The sequence below is a fragment of the Arsukibacterium sp. genome (genome assembly GCF_033722355.1).
GTDB lineage: Bacteria > Pseudomonadota > Gammaproteobacteria > Enterobacterales > Alteromonadaceae > Alishewanella.
In genome coordinates this window covers 22,952-39,695 of the sequence record NZ_JAWVZF010000005.1, presented here as the reverse complement: position 1 = coordinate 39,695, position 16,744 = coordinate 22,952, and the positions used below count along the sequence as shown (strand labels likewise).

The 16,744-nt window shown below is 52.8% G+C and carries 16 protein-coding genes; 13 read left to right on the top strand and 3 right to left on the bottom strand.

Annotated features, from left to right (window positions below):
* Nucleotides 1-44 precede the first annotated feature (44 nt).
* The gene (locus R3177_RS01325; RefSeq protein ID WP_318969245.1) at nt 45-569 is read right to left on the bottom strand and encodes a DUF1569 domain-containing protein; all 525 of its coding nucleotides are present in this window, start codon (nt 567-569) and stop codon (nt 45-47) included.
* Between the two features lie 105 nt (nt 570-674).
* On the opposite strand from R3177_RS01325, the gene R3177_RS01320 reads away from it, so the two are divergent.
* The 11 genes from R3177_RS01320 (at nt 675) to R3177_RS01270 (ending at nt 11,244) form a co-directional block, all read left to right on the top strand.
* On the top strand, nt 675-1,334 hold the full coding sequence (locus tag R3177_RS01320) for a hypothetical protein (RefSeq protein WP_318969244.1): 660 nt from the start codon (nt 675-677) through the stop codon (nt 1,332-1,334).
* A gap of 101 nt (nt 1,335-1,435) precedes the next feature.
* Entirely contained in the window at nt 1,436-1,741 is a 306-nt protein-coding gene (gene ftsB, locus R3177_RS01315) for a cell division protein FtsB (protein ID WP_318969243.1), read from the top strand.
* Nucleotides 1,738-2,478 (top strand): 2-C-methyl-D-erythritol 4-phosphate cytidylyltransferase, encoded by a 741-nt coding sequence (gene ispD, locus R3177_RS01310; protein ID WP_318969242.1) that lies wholly within the window; start codon nt 1,738-1,740, stop codon nt 2,476-2,478. The genes ftsB and ispD overlap by 4 nt, the downstream gene beginning before the upstream one ends.
* Entirely contained in the window at nt 2,475-2,957 is a 483-nt protein-coding gene (gene ispF, locus R3177_RS01305; protein ID WP_318969241.1) for a 2-C-methyl-D-erythritol 2,4-cyclodiphosphate synthase, read from the top strand. Before ispD ends, ispF begins: the two co-directional genes overlap by 4 nt.
* A complete protein-coding gene (gene truD, locus R3177_RS01300) occupies nt 2,954-4,012 on the top strand; it encodes a tRNA pseudouridine(13) synthase TruD (protein ID WP_318969240.1) in 1,059 nt (352 codons plus the stop codon). Before ispF ends, truD begins: the two co-directional genes overlap by 4 nt.
* Nucleotides 4,013-4,064: 52 nt before the next feature.
* Entirely contained in the window at nt 4,065-4,817 is a 753-nt protein-coding gene (gene surE / locus R3177_RS01295; RefSeq protein WP_318969239.1) for a 5'/3'-nucleotidase SurE, read from the top strand.
* A 2-nt stretch (nt 4,818-4,819) separates the two neighbouring features.
* Entirely contained in the window at nt 4,820-5,458 is a 639-nt protein-coding gene (locus tag R3177_RS01290) for a protein-L-isoaspartate(D-aspartate) O-methyltransferase (protein WP_318969238.1), read from the top strand.
* A 32-nt stretch (nt 5,459-5,490) separates the two neighbouring features.
* Nucleotides 5,491-6,381, top strand: coding sequence for a DUF368 domain-containing protein (locus R3177_RS01285; RefSeq protein WP_318969237.1), 891 nt, complete (start codon nt 5,491-5,493; stop codon nt 6,379-6,381).
* Nucleotides 6,359-7,285, top strand: coding sequence for a peptidoglycan DD-metalloendopeptidase family protein (locus tag R3177_RS01280; RefSeq protein ID WP_318969236.1), 927 nt, complete (start codon nt 6,359-6,361; stop codon nt 7,283-7,285). The genes R3177_RS01285 and R3177_RS01280 overlap by 23 nt, the downstream gene beginning before the upstream one ends.
* 99 nt (nt 7,286-7,384) lie before the next feature.
* A complete protein-coding gene (gene rpoS, locus R3177_RS01275) occupies nt 7,385-8,386 on the top strand; it encodes an RNA polymerase sigma factor RpoS (protein ID WP_318969235.1) in 1,002 nt (333 codons plus the stop codon).
* A gap of 188 nt (nt 8,387-8,574) precedes the next feature.
* Nucleotides 8,575-11,244, top strand: a complete 2,670-nt coding sequence (locus R3177_RS01270; protein ID WP_318969234.1) for a M14 family metallopeptidase — start codon at nt 8,575-8,577, stop codon at nt 11,242-11,244.
* Nucleotides 11,245-11,268: 24 nt separating this feature from the next.
* On the opposite strand, the gene R3177_RS01265 is transcribed toward R3177_RS01270, so the two are convergent.
* Nucleotides 11,269-12,438 (bottom strand): benzoate/H(+) symporter BenE family transporter, encoded by a 1,170-nt coding sequence (locus R3177_RS01265; protein ID WP_318969233.1) that lies wholly within the window; start codon nt 12,436-12,438, stop codon nt 11,269-11,271.
* Nucleotides 12,435-15,041 (bottom strand): DNA mismatch repair protein MutS, encoded by a 2,607-nt coding sequence (mutS, locus tag R3177_RS01260; protein WP_318969232.1) that lies wholly within the window; start codon nt 15,039-15,041, stop codon nt 12,435-12,437. Before mutS ends, R3177_RS01265 begins: the two co-directional genes overlap by 4 nt.
* A 32-nt stretch (nt 15,042-15,073) precedes the next feature.
* Between mutS and R3177_RS01255 the strand changes: the two genes are divergently transcribed.
* Nucleotides 15,074-15,574 carry a nicotinamide-nucleotide amidohydrolase family protein gene (locus R3177_RS01255; protein WP_318969231.1) on the top strand — a complete coding sequence of 167 codons (501 nt, stop codon included), beginning with the start codon at nt 15,074-15,076 and terminating at the stop codon, nt 15,572-15,574.
* 53 nt (nt 15,575-15,627) lie between these two features.
* A complete protein-coding gene (gene recA / locus R3177_RS01250; RefSeq protein ID WP_318969230.1) occupies nt 15,628-16,671 on the top strand; it encodes a recombinase RecA in 1,044 nt (347 codons plus the stop codon).
* The last annotated feature ends 73 nt before the right edge of the window (nt 16,672-16,744 follow it).

Sequence of the window (16,744 nt, the reverse complement as noted above, 5' to 3'; positions counted from 1 at the left end):
CAGGTTAGCGAATGAATAAAGCCACCGTCTGGTGGCTTTATTCTTTAACCGGCACTGAGGCTGATTTCAGCCAAATGGCTTTGCAGGTGCAGATAATGCACGCTGTAGTACTGTGCTTTGGTCAGACTGCCAAAGGCAAAGTGTGGCTGCATCGGGCCTTGCCAGTCCATAAACTGCTGTACTGTGTAGATAAGCTCTCTGAGTGCCACGTCATTTGGCAGCGCGGGTTCAAGCTCTGCGGCGCCGGGAATAGCTTCATCCAGCGGGTGATGCAGCGTGCCGGTTGCCGAAAACGCGTTAACAGCCAGCTTACCAACTGTGTACTGGAAAAGCGGCGAGCGCGCTTCGGGGTAGCCATACAGGGAATAATGGATACTCTGGGCGCAGTGCTGCAAAATCTGGCTGACATTCCAGACCCCGTTGCTGGTTAAGCGCTCCGCTGGCAGTGCTTTCAGTTGCACCAGCATATCTGACAGCGGGTAAGGGCGCAGGGTGGCGACCAGCTTGGTTGTCAGAATCAGCGCAATGGGCGTCAGCACACTGGCTTTGATAAATTGACGGCGATTCATACGTTAGGGCTACCAGGCTTTTCAGAACCGTTAAACTAGCATTTTTTGTAAGCCCGGCGCTACTTTTGCTTTTACAAGGGGCAGCCGATTGGCTAACATCAGCAAATGATTGAGCCTCTTAGCAACCAGCCACATTTCTGGCAGGTATCCAGCGATAACCAGACTTATACCGAGCTTTGCAACGCTTTGTATGAGCGCGAACTGCTGCGCCTGGCGAAGATGAGCGCGGAGCAACTCCCGCTGTTGCAAAAACGCCTGGCTGCCTTACCATTTTATATCCGGCGGGCAGCGGCCAATATTATAACCTGTCACAGTGAGCTTAAGCTCGACAGCCAGAATGCCTCCTGGTATTACAAACAGCCGGCAAGCTGTCCGGCCCGCAAACAGCAGGCCGATCCGATTGCCAGTTTCTATCATAAGTCGGCCAGGCCGGGTCTGATTGTGCCGCTATATGCAGAACAGCTGACGCTGGAACACATTGTACTGGACACGGTGGATGAGCTGGATATTGCCGGTGAACGGCTTCATTGCAATGAACATGGCTGGTTCAGTTATAACGGCACTCCGCTTGAACACAATAATGCCAGTAAGTTTTTATTAAAGCCGAATAAAGCCATAATGACCGCAGCCTGTTGTGGTCATCAATGGCTGAATAATGAAAGAAAAGCGCCCAGAGTACTGAGTTTAAGGGAATTGTTATTAACCAGCCGGCTTAACTGGCAGAACTTTGCCAAACCCTATCCGCCTCCCCACCCCCTGAAATAATTCTGAATTGGTCATTTTTTCATGCTTTGACGGCAATTAGGGCTTTGCAGCGTCAGTGCAAGCCAGCATAATAAAGCGATATTATTAACCGAAGCTGGCTTATGCGTTTTTTAACCGGAATATTGCTGATCCTGTTTTGCCTGCTGCAATATCGCTTGTGGTTTGGCCAGTATAGCGTTACCGACTATTTGCAGCGGCTGGATGAAATTGCCACCCAGCGTGCCAGTAATCAGGAATTGCAAAAACGCAACCGGATGTTAATGGCTGATGTGACGGATCTGCAGCAAGGGCTCGAAGCCATTGAGGAGCGGGCCCGGAACGAGCTGGGGTTGATAGGTGAAGACGAAGTGTTTTTCCGGATAGTACAAACCGACCCAGAACCGTTCTCTTTAAAGGATAAGCCATGACAGCAGGGCCCGTTCAGGCGATTGCTGCTGTCATCCCTGCTGCCGGTGTGGGTAAACGTATGCAGGCAGCCGTTCCTAAGCAGTATTTAATGCTCAACGGCAAAACCATTCTGGAGCACAGTGTCGGCCGGATTCTTTGCCAGCCACAGATTAGCGCCGTCTGGCTGGCGCTTGATAAAGCAGACCCTTATTTTGCCGCGACCGCTATTGCCGGCAGCGCCATTAAGCGGGTGGCCGGCGGTAACGAACGGGTGCACTCTGTGCTGAATGCCCTGGAGCAAATTCATCCGGCAGTTTATCCCTGGGTCCTGGTGCATGATGCTGCCCGGCCGCTTATCCGGCAGCATGATATCAGCAGATTAATCAGCCGTTGTTTAAAAGCAGGACAGGGCGGTATTCTGGCCTGTCCGGTGCGCGACACGATGAAACGCGGAAAAACCACCACAGCAGGTAATATGGTGGCAGCGACGGTGACCCGTGAGCAGCTGTGGCATGCCCTTACACCACAACTTTTCCCAACCCGGCAGCTGCGCCAGGCAATCACCGGAGCACTGGCCGCCGGCGAGACTATCACTGACGAAGCGTCGGCCATGGAATGGGCTGGTCAGCCGGTATTACTGATGGAAGGCCAGGCTGACAATATTAAAATTACTCACCCGGCCGATTTAACGCTGGCGGCCTATTTTCTTGCTCAACAGGATCTGGAGCAACAACATCGGGAGCAAACAGGTAAATGACTTTTCGGATAGGGCATGGTTTTGATGTTCATGCTTTTGGCGGTCCCGGCCCGGTTACGCTGGGCGGGGTGAAAATTGATTATACGCTGGGTTTAGTGGCCCATTCTGACGGCGATGTGGTTTTGCATGCCGTGGCTGATGCGTTACTGGGGGCATTGGCACTGGGGGATATCGGTCATCATTTCCCGGACACTGATCCGGCGTTTAAAGGCATTGATAGTCGTATTTTGCTGCGCAAAGTATTTAGTGATGTGAGTAGTAAAGGCTACCGGCTTAACAATCTGGACGTGACGATTATGGCGCAGGCACCGAAAATGGCGCCGCATATTTTGGCCATGCGCCAGAATATCGCTGCTGATTTAGCGGCGGATATCAACCAAATAAATGTTAAGGCAACTACCACCGAGCAATTGGGCTTTGTCGGGCGCAAAGAGGGTATCGCGGCTGAAGCCGTGGTATTACTGGTTCAGCAGCAATGAGTGTGGATCTGTGCCCGCCGTTAGCGCAGTGGCCATATTTATATGGCAAACCCGGTATTACGGCCACTATCCGCAGCATACCTGAACACTTTATTGTTGATGAGCAACTGAACTTTGAGCCCAGTGGCAGTGGTGAACATCTGCTGCTGCAAATTGAAAAGCGGGGACAGAACACCCAGTATGTGGCCAGACAGCTGGCCAGACTGACTGGCCTGCGGATGCGGGATATCAGTTATGCCGGTTTAAAGGACCGTCATGCCCTGACCCGCCAGTGGTTTTGCTTTAAATGGCCGATTAAGCAGGAACTGGCCTGGCAGGACTGGCACATCGACGACAGTCGCATTTTGCAGGTGGTACGGCATCATCGGAAATTACGGTTAGGGGCATTGCGGGCGAATCATTTTCAACTGACCCTGACTGATATCAGCGAACCTGATGCTTTGCTTGAGCGCCTGCAGCTGATTCGGGCGGGCGTGCCGAACTACTACGGAGAGCAACGTTTTGGCCGGGCGGGCGCTAATCTGTCACTGGCCGACAGCCTGTTTGCCGGCCTGAGGATAGCTGATCGGCAAACCCGCGGGCTGGCGCTGTCTGCCAGTCGTTCCTATCTGTTTAATCAGGTGCTGTCTGCCCGGATACGCCAGGGTGTATTTAATCAGGTGCTGGACGGTGATATTCTGCAGTTAGATGGCAGTGGTTCCATTTTTCGGGTGGAGAACGCCGACAGTACGTTGCAACAGCGACTGCACGATGGCGATGTTCATCCGACGGCCCCTTTGGTGGGGCTTGCTGGCGCGACGGTCAGCCAGCAGGCTGAACAGCTTGAGCAGCAGGCACTGGCACCGTATCAGAAGTGGTGTCTGGGCCTGATTGACTACCGGCTGCAAGGCGCAAGGCGCAGTATCAGGCTGATACCCCGCCAACTGACTGCAACAGTCACAGGTAATAGTGTTACGCTGACATTTGCGTTAGCTGCGGGTTGTTTTGCCACCAGTGTGCTGCGAGAATTGGCCAGCTACCGGGATGGTAGCCGGTCCCTGACCGAATTGGAGTAAATATGCAAAGTACGATGTCCGGTACCAGATTAAGGACAAGGTGGGAGTCGCTATGCGAATATTATTAAGTAATGATGATGGGGTTTATGCCAAAGGCATTCAGGTATTACAGCAGGCGCTAACAGAAATAGCTGAAGTGACTACCGTGGGCCCGGATCGCAATTGCAGCGGCGCCAGTAATTCATTAACCTTATTAAATCCACTGCGCACTCAAACCCTTGATAATGGCTTTATTGCTGTCAACGGTACCCCAACCGACTGTGTTCATCTGGCGATCAGTCAGTTACTGGATTTTACCCCTGATTTAGTGGTGGCCGGCATCAACCACGGTGCCAACCTCGGTGATGATGTTTTGTATTCCGGTACTGTTGCCGCGGCAACCGAAGGCCGCCATCTTGGCTTACCGGCCATTGCCGTCTCCCTGGCCGGTCGGGAAGAAGCACATTTTGCCACTGCTGCGCATGTCACCGTAGAGGTGATAAAAAAGCTGAAGTCACACCCGCTGCCAGCTGACCAGATCCTGAATATCAATGTTCCGGCCATAGCGCTCGGTGAACTGAAAGGCATTATGGTTACCCGGCTTGGCAGACGACATAAAGCAGAAACCATGAGCAGCGATACTGATCCCTGGGGCCGGAAAATATACTGGTATGGCTCGTTAGGGCCGGAGCTGGATGCCGGTGAGGGCACTGATTTTTATGCTATTGCCAATGGTTACGCCTCAGTAACGCCGCTGCATGTCGATATGTCAGCGTATAAAAGTATGGAAACGCTGGAACAATGGTTAGCGGGGATCCGGTTGTAATTATGGCAGTAGCAACAGCCCGCAGTGCGGCGGTATTAGCACAGAAACTACGCAGCGAGGGGATCAGCGACAATGCCGTATTGCAGGCAGTGTCGCAGGTGCCCCGGCATGTCTTTGTCGAAGCGGTGCTGGCCCACAAAGCCTACGAAAATACCGCTTTGCCGATTGGGCAGGGCCAGACTATCTCTCAGCCCTACATTGTCGCGCGGATGACCCAGCTTCTGCTGCAGGATAAAGCGCCTGGCAAAGTACTGGAAATAGGCACTGGCTCAGGTTATCAGACGGCTATCCTGGCCCATTTATTCAGTCATGTCTGCTCGGTTGAGCGCATTAAAGCGTTGCAATTTCAGGCCAAGCGCAGGCTGCAACAGCTTGATTTACATAATGTGTCGATGAAACACGGTGATGGCTGGCTGGGTTGGCCGAGCAAAGCGCCGTTTGACAGTATTATTGTTACGGCGGCACCAGCTGAGGTGCCAGCCGCGCTGCTGCAACAACTTACAGACGGCGGCCGGCTGGTGATTCCGGTGGGTGCAAAGGAGCAGGTACTCAGAGTATATCAACGGCATGCTGATTCGTTCAGCAGCCAGGACATTGAGGCAGTACGGTTTGTGCCGTTGGTGCCGGGTGAATTAGGTTAAAAGCAAGGCAGATAAGGCGGTATCAACGGATTATGAAAAATTATTTACAGTGGCTTATTAAAGGGCTGGCCATGGGCGCCGCTGATGTGGTTCCCGGCGTGTCAGGTGGCACCCTGGCTTTTATTCTGGGGATATACGAGCGATTACTGGCTGCAATCAGTGCCGTAAATATGACAGCAGTAAAATTGTTGCTGCGCGGGCGTCTGCCCGCATTATGGCAGCATATCGACGGCACCTTTTTAGTCTGTCTGCTCAGCGGTATCCTGCTGAGTATATTCTCACTGGCTAATCTGATTGGTTATTTACTGGAACACCGGCCGGTACCGCTATGGGCATTTTTTATTGGCTTAATCCTGGCCTCATTGCCGGTGTTGCTGCGCAGTGTACGATGGTCAGTATTACGCTTGGTGTTATGTGGCACTGGCGTACTGTTTGCTCTGGCAATTGGTATGCTGGCACCGGTGCAACTGGAGCCGGCACCTTATATGTTTTTTCTGGCCGGTGCTGTGGCTATCTGTGCCATGATTTTACCGGGGATTTCCGGTGCTTTTATTCTGTTAATCCTAGGAATGTATGGCCCGGTTATGCTGGCGGTCACTGAATTGCAGTTGGGTATTATTGCGTTATTTGCTCTGGGTTGTGCAGTAGGCTTACTGAGTTTTTCTAAACTGCTTAACTGGCTGTTAAAGCATTTTCATGATGCAACCCTGGCCTTGTTAATCGGCGTGGTGATCGGTGCGTTATACCGGATTTGGCCCTGGCAGCACAATCAGCAAATGTTAAGCCCATGGCAGTATCAGCAACAGATTGCAAATCATGATTTACTGCTGGCATTGTGTTCATTACTGGCCGGTATGGTGCTGATCACGCTGCTGATGAATTTAGATCGCCTGTTTAATCGTGGCGGACCGCAGCGCGTCTGAACAGAAGGAGTGGCGTATTAACCGGATAGTTGGCTGGTGGCTGATGGTAACCCTGCCTGTTGTGCTGGTAAGCGGGCTCAGTGGTTGCACCTCAAGCTCGGGGCCGGCGCCGGTGACCACCCTCGAACTCAGAGAAAACCCCTACCGTGAGCGGAACAGGGGCAGCCTGAACGCCAGTGAGTATGTGGTGCAACGGGGGGATACCCTCTATGCCATTGCATTTAGGGCCGGGCTGGATGTCCGGACGCTGGCCGGCCGTAATGGCATAACAAGCCCTTATACGATCTATCCCGGGCAGACGTTACAGCTTGCGGCGTCTGCAACAACCAAAACCAGCCGCCGCGCCGACCGACCTGCCGTGGCCGGCACAAGCCGCTCAGGCCAGAGTGGCGCCGCAGCTACTAACTCAAACCAAACAAAATCAAATAGTTCAGTAAAAGCTGCTAAACCGGTTGCGTCGTCAAACCAAACACGTTATGGTCAGTCATCGCCTGCACTAAATAGCAAAAAAACCGCGGATAATACCTCAGCTGGAAACAAGGTGCAATGGCACTGGCCAGTAAAAGGCAAAATAGTTTCGCGATTCTCAACGCTGGAGCATGGCAATAAAGGACTGGATATCGCAGGACGGGAAGGTAGCCGGATTAATGCCGCTGCTGACGGCCAGGTGGTGTATGCCGGCAGTGCACTGCGTGGGTATGGTAATTTAATCATTATTAAACATAATGACGATTACCTGAGCGCATATGCCCACAATAAACGGATTCTGGTAGCAGAGCGGCAACAGGTTGCCGCGGGTCAGCAAATTGCAGAAATGGGTAGTACCGAAGCGACTGACAGCCGTTTGCATTTTGAAATCCGTTTCAGAGGCAAGTCAGTCGACCCGTTACGATATTTGCCCTGATAACCAGACTAACCCGCGAGGTTAGCGTGATGTCACAAACATTAGGGAAGAAAGGTAGCTAAGTCAGGCCCGATACCCGGCAGACGTGGGAGAAAGGATATGGGACTTAAAAGAGATGAAGTTGTAGCAACAGATGAAGTATTAAAAGACGATGACCTGGTAGACGATGTTGCGACACTGGACGAAGAAATGGAGCCAGATGTTGCAGAGTTAGCCGGGGAGGAAGTCGTCGCTGATGAAGTCTTTGCCAAAGATGACAGTCAGAAATCGATGGATGCCACTCAGATATATCTGGGAGAAATTGGCTTTTCACCGCTGTTAAGCGCTGAAGAAGAAGTTTATTTTTCCAGGCTGTCACTGAAAGGGGATGAAGCCGCCCGCAAGCGGATGATCGAAAGTAACCTGCGGTTAGTGGTTAAAATTGCCCGTCGTTATATTAACCGGGGCCTGGCATTACTGGATTTAATTGAAGAAGGCAATCTTGGCCTGATCCGGGCTGTTGAAAAGTTCGACCCCGAGCGCGGGTTCCGCTTTTCTACCTACGCCACCTGGTGGATCCGTCAGACGATTGAGCGGGCCATTATGAACCAGACCCGCACTATCCGCTTGCCGATCCATGTGGTAAAAGAGCTGAACATCTATCTGCGTGCCGCCCGGGAGTTATCCCAGCAGCTCGACCATGAGCCGACACCGGAAGAAATTGCCGATGCGTTGGACAGGCCAGTGGCAGAGGTACGTAAAATGCTGAAGTTAAACGAAAAAATAACTTCAGTTGATATGCCGGTTGCGGGAGCATCTGAAAAGCAGTTGCTGGATGTCATAGCGGATGAAAAAGAGCAGGGCCCGGAAAATGAATTGCAGGATGAAGATATCCGTCAGCATCTGGTATTGTGGCTTGACGAGCTGAATCCGAAACAGCGTGAGGTACTGGCCCGCCGTTTTGGCCTGCTGGGTTATGAGCCTTCCACCCTGGAAGATGTTGGCCATGAAATTGGTCTGACCCGGGAACGGGTCAGGCAGATCCAGGTAGAAGCACTGCGTCGTTTAAAAGAGATTGTGACGCATCAGGGCTTAAATATAGAAACCCTGTTCCAGGATTGACGGCAGTGATCAGTAACAGAAACGGGCGCTCAGGCGCCCGTTTCTGTTGGGGAACTGGAACGCGACTAAACGCCTGACTTAACATTGGCCCGGTTGGTCGCAATCATGCCGCCTGAGTGTTGCATCTTTATTTGCTGGCACTTAGCGTAACGCTGGTGTCAGCTCGGAAATATAAAAAAGGGTTATTCATGTCTTTAATTGCACGTACTGCGCTTATCGCAGCATTAGGGGTATTCGCCACGGCCAGTCCGGCAGTACCGGTTTTCCCAGACAGTGATTACAGCGAGGCTGTGGCATCGGTCGGGCAGGTGCTGGGCTATCCCCTGGGCAGCCGTATCTCTGAACCTGCAGCAATCAAACAGTATTTTGAACAGCTGGCAGCCAGCCAGCCAACGCGGATTAAACTGGTACCTTATGGCCAGAGCTGGCAGGGCAGACCACTGTTCTATGTGGTGATAGGCAGTGAGCAGCACATAAGTCAGCTGGCAGACATCCAGCAGAAGATGCAGCAACTGGCCAATCCGCAACATTTAAGCGAGCGCGATGCTGCACAGCTAATTAGCCAGTTACCAGCCAGTGTCTGGATTGCAAATACCCTGCATGGCAATGAAATAAGCCCGGCAGAATCAGCAATGGCACTGGCCTATCATTTACTGGCCGATCAGAGTGACCATACCGCCAGGCTGCTTGCAAATACCCTGGTATATATCGATCCGCTGCAAAACCCCGACGGTCATGACCGTTTTGTCAGCCGCTATTATGCCACTGTGGGCCTGGCACATTCGGCTGACCGGCTGTCAGCAGAGCATAATGAACCCTGGCCCAATGGCCGGACCAATCACTATTTATTTGATATGAACCGGGACTGGATCTCGTTAACCCAGCCGGAAACCCGGGGCCGGGTGAAAGTGTTACAGCAGGTTTATCCCCTGTTGTTTGTTGATTCGCACGAAATGGGGGGCGATATGGGCTATTACTTCAGCCCGGAAGCCGAGCCTTACAACCCGCATATTCAGCCAAACCAGCGCCAGAGTCTGCAGTGGCTTGGCAAGAATAATGCCCGGTGGTTTGATAAGTTTGGTTATGACTATTTTACCCGGGAAATTTTTGATGCTTTTTACCCCGGCTATGGCGCCAGCTGGCCGCTTTATCAGGGGAGTATTGCCATGACTTACGAAATGGCGTCAGCCCGCGGTCACCGATATCGCAAGGCGGATGGTGACATACTTACCTTTGCCGATGGCGTGCAACGCAATTTTGTGGCCTTTATGGCAACTATTGAAACCGCCAGCCAGCGGGCATCAGAGCTGTTGAATAATTTTTATCAGTACCGCAGGGATGCAATTAAACAAGGTAGCAGCGGCCCGGTGCGCAGTTATATTTTCCCGGCAGAGCGCGACCATGCCGGCCATATAAAATTAACGGCAATTCTGACTGAACATGGCATTACCGTGGGCAAAGCAACAGCGTCGTTTAAAGCCTGTGGTCGAAGTTATCAGGCGGGCAGTTATGTGATCAATACTGCCCAGCCAACGTATCATTTAATCCGCACGCTGCTGGACGATACCGTGCCGATGGATAAAGAATTTATTGCCAGACAGGAGCAGCGCCGCGCTAATAATCTGCCCGATCAGATCTACGATGTGACTGCCTGGTCACTGCCTCTGATGTATAACCTGCCGGCAGACAGCTGCGACAGGGCAGTGAGTGTCGCTACCACGGTGGTAAGCAGTGATCGGATCCTGGCCGGAACGCTGATTAATCCGGCGCCGGACTACGGCTATATTGTACCATGGGGTGATATGGCGGCAGCCCGGTTTGCCAGTGCAGCCCTGCAGCAGGGGTTAACAGTCAAGAGCAGTGATTTGCCGTTTACCCATCAGAACGGCCAGCAGTATCCGGCAGGCAGCCTGATTATCACTCATGCAGATAACTCTCCGCAACTGGCGCAGCAGATGCCACAGCTTGCAGCCGCCAGCGGCGCAACCGTCACCGGTATAGATAGCAGTTGGGTGACCGAAGGCCCCAACTTTGGCTCTGTTAATGTCAAAACGCTGCATAAGCCGAACATTGCTATGCTGTGGGATGAACCTGCTAACCCGCTCAGTGCCGGCAGCGCCCGGTTTATTGTCGAGCGCAATTTAAACTATCCGGTAACGGCTATCCGGCCAGCCCAGCTGGTTGGTGCAGATTTAAGTCACTACCAGGTACTGGTGGTGCCCGCGAGCAGCGGCAGCTATCAGCAAGCACTGGGGAATGCCGGTCTGGCCACCCTTCGCCGCTTTGTTGAACGCGGTGGTGTGCTAATTGCGCTGGGTAATGCCACCGATGTCCTGCTGGCAGGTGACAAGCCGTTACTTAGCAGCAAGCGCGAATATAAAGTGCGTGAAGGGGAGCCGAAAAAGGCGGAACAAGACATCAGGGTGGCCGGTAGCATCATTAAAAACCCGGAAGACTACCAGCAATGGCTGGTACCTGAGAAAGCGGACCCGGACTGGGTACCCGGTTTCATAGCCCGTGCTAAGGTAGACCAGCAGCACTGGTTAACAGCTGGTGTCCCCGATACTGTCAACAGTCTGTATGTGGGTAATCAGGTGTATCAGCCGCTGACCATTGCCGCCGGGCGCAATGTAGTCAGCTTTGCAGCGGCAGAGCAATTACTGGCAGGCGGCTTTGTCTGGCAGGAAAACCGTGAGCAAATTGCCCATAAGCCGCTGGTGATGGTGCAGCAGGTCGGTAAAGGTCAGGTTATCAGTTTTACCCAGGAGCCTAATTTCCGCGCCTATGTTGATGGCATGCACTTACTTTATATTAATGCCATTTTCCGTGGGGCAGCGCATGCCAGCCCGTTGCGCTAGTCAGGCAGTAACAAGCGGGCCGGCTTAATTGCTGGCGCGTTGATGCTGCGCAATAGCCATCGTCAGCGCGCCAGCGATTAACCCCCAGAATGCGGAGGCCAGACCGAAGAAGCTGGCACCGGAAGCCGTAACCAGTAACGTAATGACGGCGGCATCGCGATACGTTGGGTCGCTGGTGGTGCTCGCCAGGTTAGCGGCAATGGTGCTGATCAGGGCCAGGCCAGCCAGCGCTGCCACCATTTCTGTTGGAAACGCCGCAAACAGCGCCACCACAGTGGCACCGGCTAATCCTGCCAGTAAATAAAACAGCCCGGCAGCAATGCCGGCAATGTAACGCTTTTGCGGCTGTGGGTGGGCCTCAGTGCCAGTGCAAATTGCCGCAGTGATCGCTGCCAGATTAATTGAAAACGCGCCGAACGGTGCCAGTAACAGTGTGCTGAGCGCCGTGCTGCTGATAAGCGGTGAGACCGGCGTCTGATAGCCACTGGCTCGCAGAACGGCGACACCGGGGATATTCTGTGAGGCCATCGTTACCAGCAATAGTGGCAGACCGACCCCCATCAGGGCGCTGAACGAAAACTCCGGGGTAACCCATACCGGCCGGGCAAGGCTCAGGGTTACCGTCGTTAAATCAAGGCTGCCACCAGCAACAACGATGATAATGCCGCTTAACATGACCAGTAAAATGGCATAACGGGCAAAGAACACTTTGGCGATTAAATAGACCAGACACATGCTGCCGACTAACAGCAACTGGTTTTGCATAGAGTTAAAAATAGCAAAACCAAACTGCAGTAAAATACCCGCCAGCATGGCGCTGGCCAGCGGCAGTGGAATGAGCCGGGTGAGTTTTTCAAACCAACCGCTGATGCCGATGACAAGCCCGAGCACAGCGGTAAAAATAAACACGCCTGTGGCCTGCTCAATAGTCAGCCCCTGCAAGCTGGTGGCCAGCAGGGCAGCACCTGGCGTGGACCACGCTGTTATTACCGGGGCTTTGTAATACCAGGACAGGCCAATACAGGTCGCCGCCATCCCGATACCCAGTGCCAGCAGCCACGACGCCATCACCTCATTGCTGGCACCGGCTGCACTGGCCGCCTGAAACACAATAGCGACTGAGCTGGCAAAGCCAACCAGTACGGCGACAAAACCGGCAACGATAGCCGATAAACTCAGGTCCTTGACTATCATGCGTTTTCCCTGGCATCGCGGCTAAGTTGATACAGTAAGTCCAGCGCCTGACGGGCACTGAGCTCGTCGGGGTTAAGGCTTGCCAGTTGTTGCACCACAGGGTGAGGGGCAGCAAGCAATGGCAGCTGTGACTGCAACTTTAGGGGAGACGGGGACATGTCTGCTGTCTTGCTGACTGATGGCTGCAGCCGGCCTTGCTGTTCTAGCTGGTATAATTTTTGTTTTGCCTGATTAATGACGGCTTTGGGGACTCCGGCCAGTTGAGCAACCTGCAGGCCAAAGCTTTTGCTGGCCGCACCATCCTGCACATGGTGCATAAATACGATGTCGTCACCATGTTCTACTGCATCCAGGTGAACATTCACTACGCCATCCAGCGTGCTCGCCAGTTCCGTCAGCTCGAAATAATGCGTAGCGAATAACGTCAGGGCTTTAATCCGGGTAGCCAGATAATCAGCACAAGCCCAGGCCAGGCTTAAGCCATCATAGGTACTGGTGCCGCGGCCAATTTCATCCATCAGTACCAGGCTGTGTTCGGTGGCGTGATGCAGTATAGTGGCGGTTTCACTCATTTCTACCATAAAGGTTGAGCGGCCGGAGGCGAGATCGTCTGACGCACCAATCCGGGTGAAAATCCGGTCAACCGGGCCCACAACTGCCTGGCTGGCCGGTACATAGCAGCCAATATAGGCCATCAGCGTAATGAGTGCCGCCTGGCGCATATAGGTGGATTTACCGCCCATATTCGGCCCGGTCACCATCAGCATCCGCCGGCTAGCATTCAGGCTGAGTGGATTAGCGATAAAGGGCTCTGTTAATACCTGCTCCACCACCGGATGACGGCCTTGCTCCAGTTCAATACCACTTACGTTGGTTAATTGCGGCCGGCAGTAATTCAGACTGACCGCGCGTTCGGCAAAGGTGCATAACACATCCAGTTGTGCCAGCGCCTGCGCCAAGTGCTGCAGCTGAGTTAAAAACGGGCTGACCCGCTCAAATAGTTGCTCATAAAGCTGTTTTTCCAGCGCCAGTGCCTGGCTCTGGCTGCCCAGCACCTTATCCTCATATTCTTTCAGTTCCGGAATAATATAGCGTTCGTTATTTTTCAGGGTCTGGCGCCTGACATATTCTGCTGGCACCTTGGTGTCGCTGCTGCGGCCGGTTTCAATGTAATAGCCGTGCACCCGGTTAAAGCCGACTTTTAATGAGGCGATGCCGGTGCGTTCGCGTTCGCGTCGTTCCAGTTGCTCTAAATAATCGGTGGCCCCGGTTGCCAGCGCCCGGTAATGATCCAGCTCGCTGTTATAACCTGCTGCGATCACCCCGCCGTCGCGGATCAGAACCGGCGGAACCTCGACAATAGCGGCAGTTAACAGTTGCTGCAGTTCTGGCAGTGGCTGGCTGTCGCGGCAAATTTGTTGTAACAATGTGGTATCAGCATGGCAGAGTGCGTGTTGCAGCTCTGGCAGCTGCGCCAGTGCCTGGCGCAGCCTGGCGAAATCACGTGGTCTGGCACTTCTGAGCGCCAGCCGGGCAATCACCCGCTCAATATCGCCAATATTTTTAAGTGCCGGCTGCAGGCTGTCGACATCGTCGGTAAGCTCCTGCACGGTTTCAAGCCGGGCATTAACCTCTGTCTGGTTACGCAGCGGCGCATGGATCCAACGCTTTAATAAGCGTGAGCCCATCGCAGTCTGGTTGCGATCCAGCACCGAAGCCAGGGTATTGTCATAACCCCCGCTCAGGTTCTGGGTCAGCTCTAAATTACGCCGGGTGGCAGCATCAAGCACAATATAATCGTCAGCCCGTTCCTGTGCGATAGCCCGGATGTGCGGCAGACTGGCACGCTGGGTATCGTTAACATACTGCATCAGGCAGCCGGCAGCCATCAGTGCCACCGGGACATCCTCGACGCCAAAGCTGATTAAATCTTTAGTACCAAACTGCTGACACAGCAGGCGTTTTGCGGTTTGAAGCTCAAACTCCCACTGTGGCCGGCGCCTTGCGCCTTTGCGCCCCAGACAAAGTTCAGGCTGACTTAATAATTCCGGATACAATAATTCTGCCGGATTAAGACGCTGTAACAATGCGGCCAGATCAGCAGCACTAGTGACCTGATTAATTAAAAAACGCCCGGCACTTAAATCCAGCTGAGCCAGACCAAACTGACCATTGAGCTCACAAATGGCGCAAAGTAAATTATCCTGCCGCTCGTTTAACAGGGCTTCGTCGGTAACGGTACCCGGCGTTACAATCCGGACTACTTTGCGTTCAACCGGCCCCTTACTGGTCGCCGGATCGCCAATCTGTTCACAGATGGCCACCGATTCACCCAACTGTACTAACCTGGCCAGGTAGCCCTCTACGGCATGGTAGGGCACACCTGCCATTGGAATGGGCTGGCCGGCACTCTGGCCCCGCTTTGTCAGTGAAATATCCAGCAACGCGGCCGCCTTTTTGGCGTCATCAAAAAACAATTCGTAAAAATCACCCATCCGGTAAAACAGCAAAATCGCCGGATGCTCACTTTTCAGTGCCAGGTATTGCTGCATCATCGGGGTATGACTGGTTAGGGCTTGCTCCGGTTTCTGGTCTGACGGCATAATGTAATTCTGATTTTCCTGTTGGATTGGCTATGGTAACTGCTACCGATACTCAGCAACTGGCTGCCGAGCTGGGCGCATTATTATTACGGAAAAAATGGTTTGTCACCACTGCTGAATCCTGTACCGGCGGTGGTATCGCTTACTATTTAACCGCTGTTGCTGGTAGTTCCGCTTACCTGGACCGTACCTTTGTGACTTACAGTAATAAGGCAAAACAGCAACTGTTGGGTGTTCGCAGTGCCACTTTATTACAATTTGGCGCGGTAAGCGATGAAACGGTGAAAGAAATGGCAGCTGGGGCCGCCGTCGCCGCTAATGCCCAGCTGGCGATTGCGGTGTCCGGTATTGCCGGCCCCGGTGGTGGCTCAGCCAGCAAGCCGGTCGGGACTGTCTGGTTTAGTTTCTGGCTTAATGGTGAGCTGAGCAGTGAGCTACAGCATTTCTCGGGCGATCGCGGCCAGGTGCGCCAACAGGCAATTGATTATGCGCTGAAGCGCTGCATCTTATTATTGACAGCCTTGCCAAACTAGACTACTGTACGAGCATACAGTGTTTATGCAAGCCGAATTTTCTGGAGTGAACAATGGACGACAATAAGCAAAAAGCCCTGGGCGCAGCCCTTACTCAAATAGAGCGTCAGTTTGGTAAAGGTTCGATTATGCGCCTGGGTGACAGCACGGCATTGGATATTGCCTCAGTATCAACCGGTTCACTGGGCCTGGATATTGCGCTTGGCATAGGCGGCTTGCCATATGGCCGGATTGTCGAGATTTATGGTCCTGAATCATCCGGTAAAACCACGCTAACATTACAGGTGATTGCTGAAGCACAAAAGGCCGGTAAAACCTGTGCTTTTATTGATGCAGAACATGCGCTTGATCCGGTTTATGCCAAAAAACTGGGCGTAAAAGTGGAAGATTTATTGGTATCACAGCCGGACACCGGCGAGCAGGCACTGGAAATTTGTGACATGTTAGTGCGCTCGGCGGCAGTAGATATTGTGGTGGTTGACTCGGTTGCGGCGTTAACGCCTAAAGCTGAAATTGAAGGTGACATGGGCGACAGCCACATGGGCTTACAGGCCCGGTTAATGTCGCAGGCTCTGCGCAAACTTACCGGTAATATTAAGCGCTCTAACACCTTGTGTATTTTTATTAACCAGATCCGGATGAAAATTGGCGTGATGTTCGGTAATCCGGAAACGACCACCGGGGGCAATGCGCTGAAGTTTTATGCCTCAGTACGATTAGATATCCGCCGGATTGGTTCAGTGAAAGACGGTGATGAGATTACCGGTAATGAAACCCGGGTCAAAGTGGTAAAAAATAAAGTGGCACCGCCGTTTAAGCAGGCTGAATTTATTATTCAGTACGGGGCTGGCATCAATAAGCATGGCGAACTGATTGATTTAGGTGTGGCCCAGGGTCTGGTAGACAAATCCGGTGCCTGGTATGCCTATCAGGGCAATAAGATTGGTCAGGGTAAGGCAAATGCGATGAAGTTTCTGACTGATAATCCGGCCGTGGCTGACGAGATTGAAAAAGAGTTGCGTAGCCGCCTGTTATTAAAACCAGGCGAAAAAGTGATTGAGGAAGCCATCCCTGCAGAGTTTGAAGCTGACCTGTAATACTTTTGTACTAGAAAAAAGCCAGCATTTTTGCTGGCTTTTTTGTTTTTTTAAGCGCCATTAAACGGGCCAA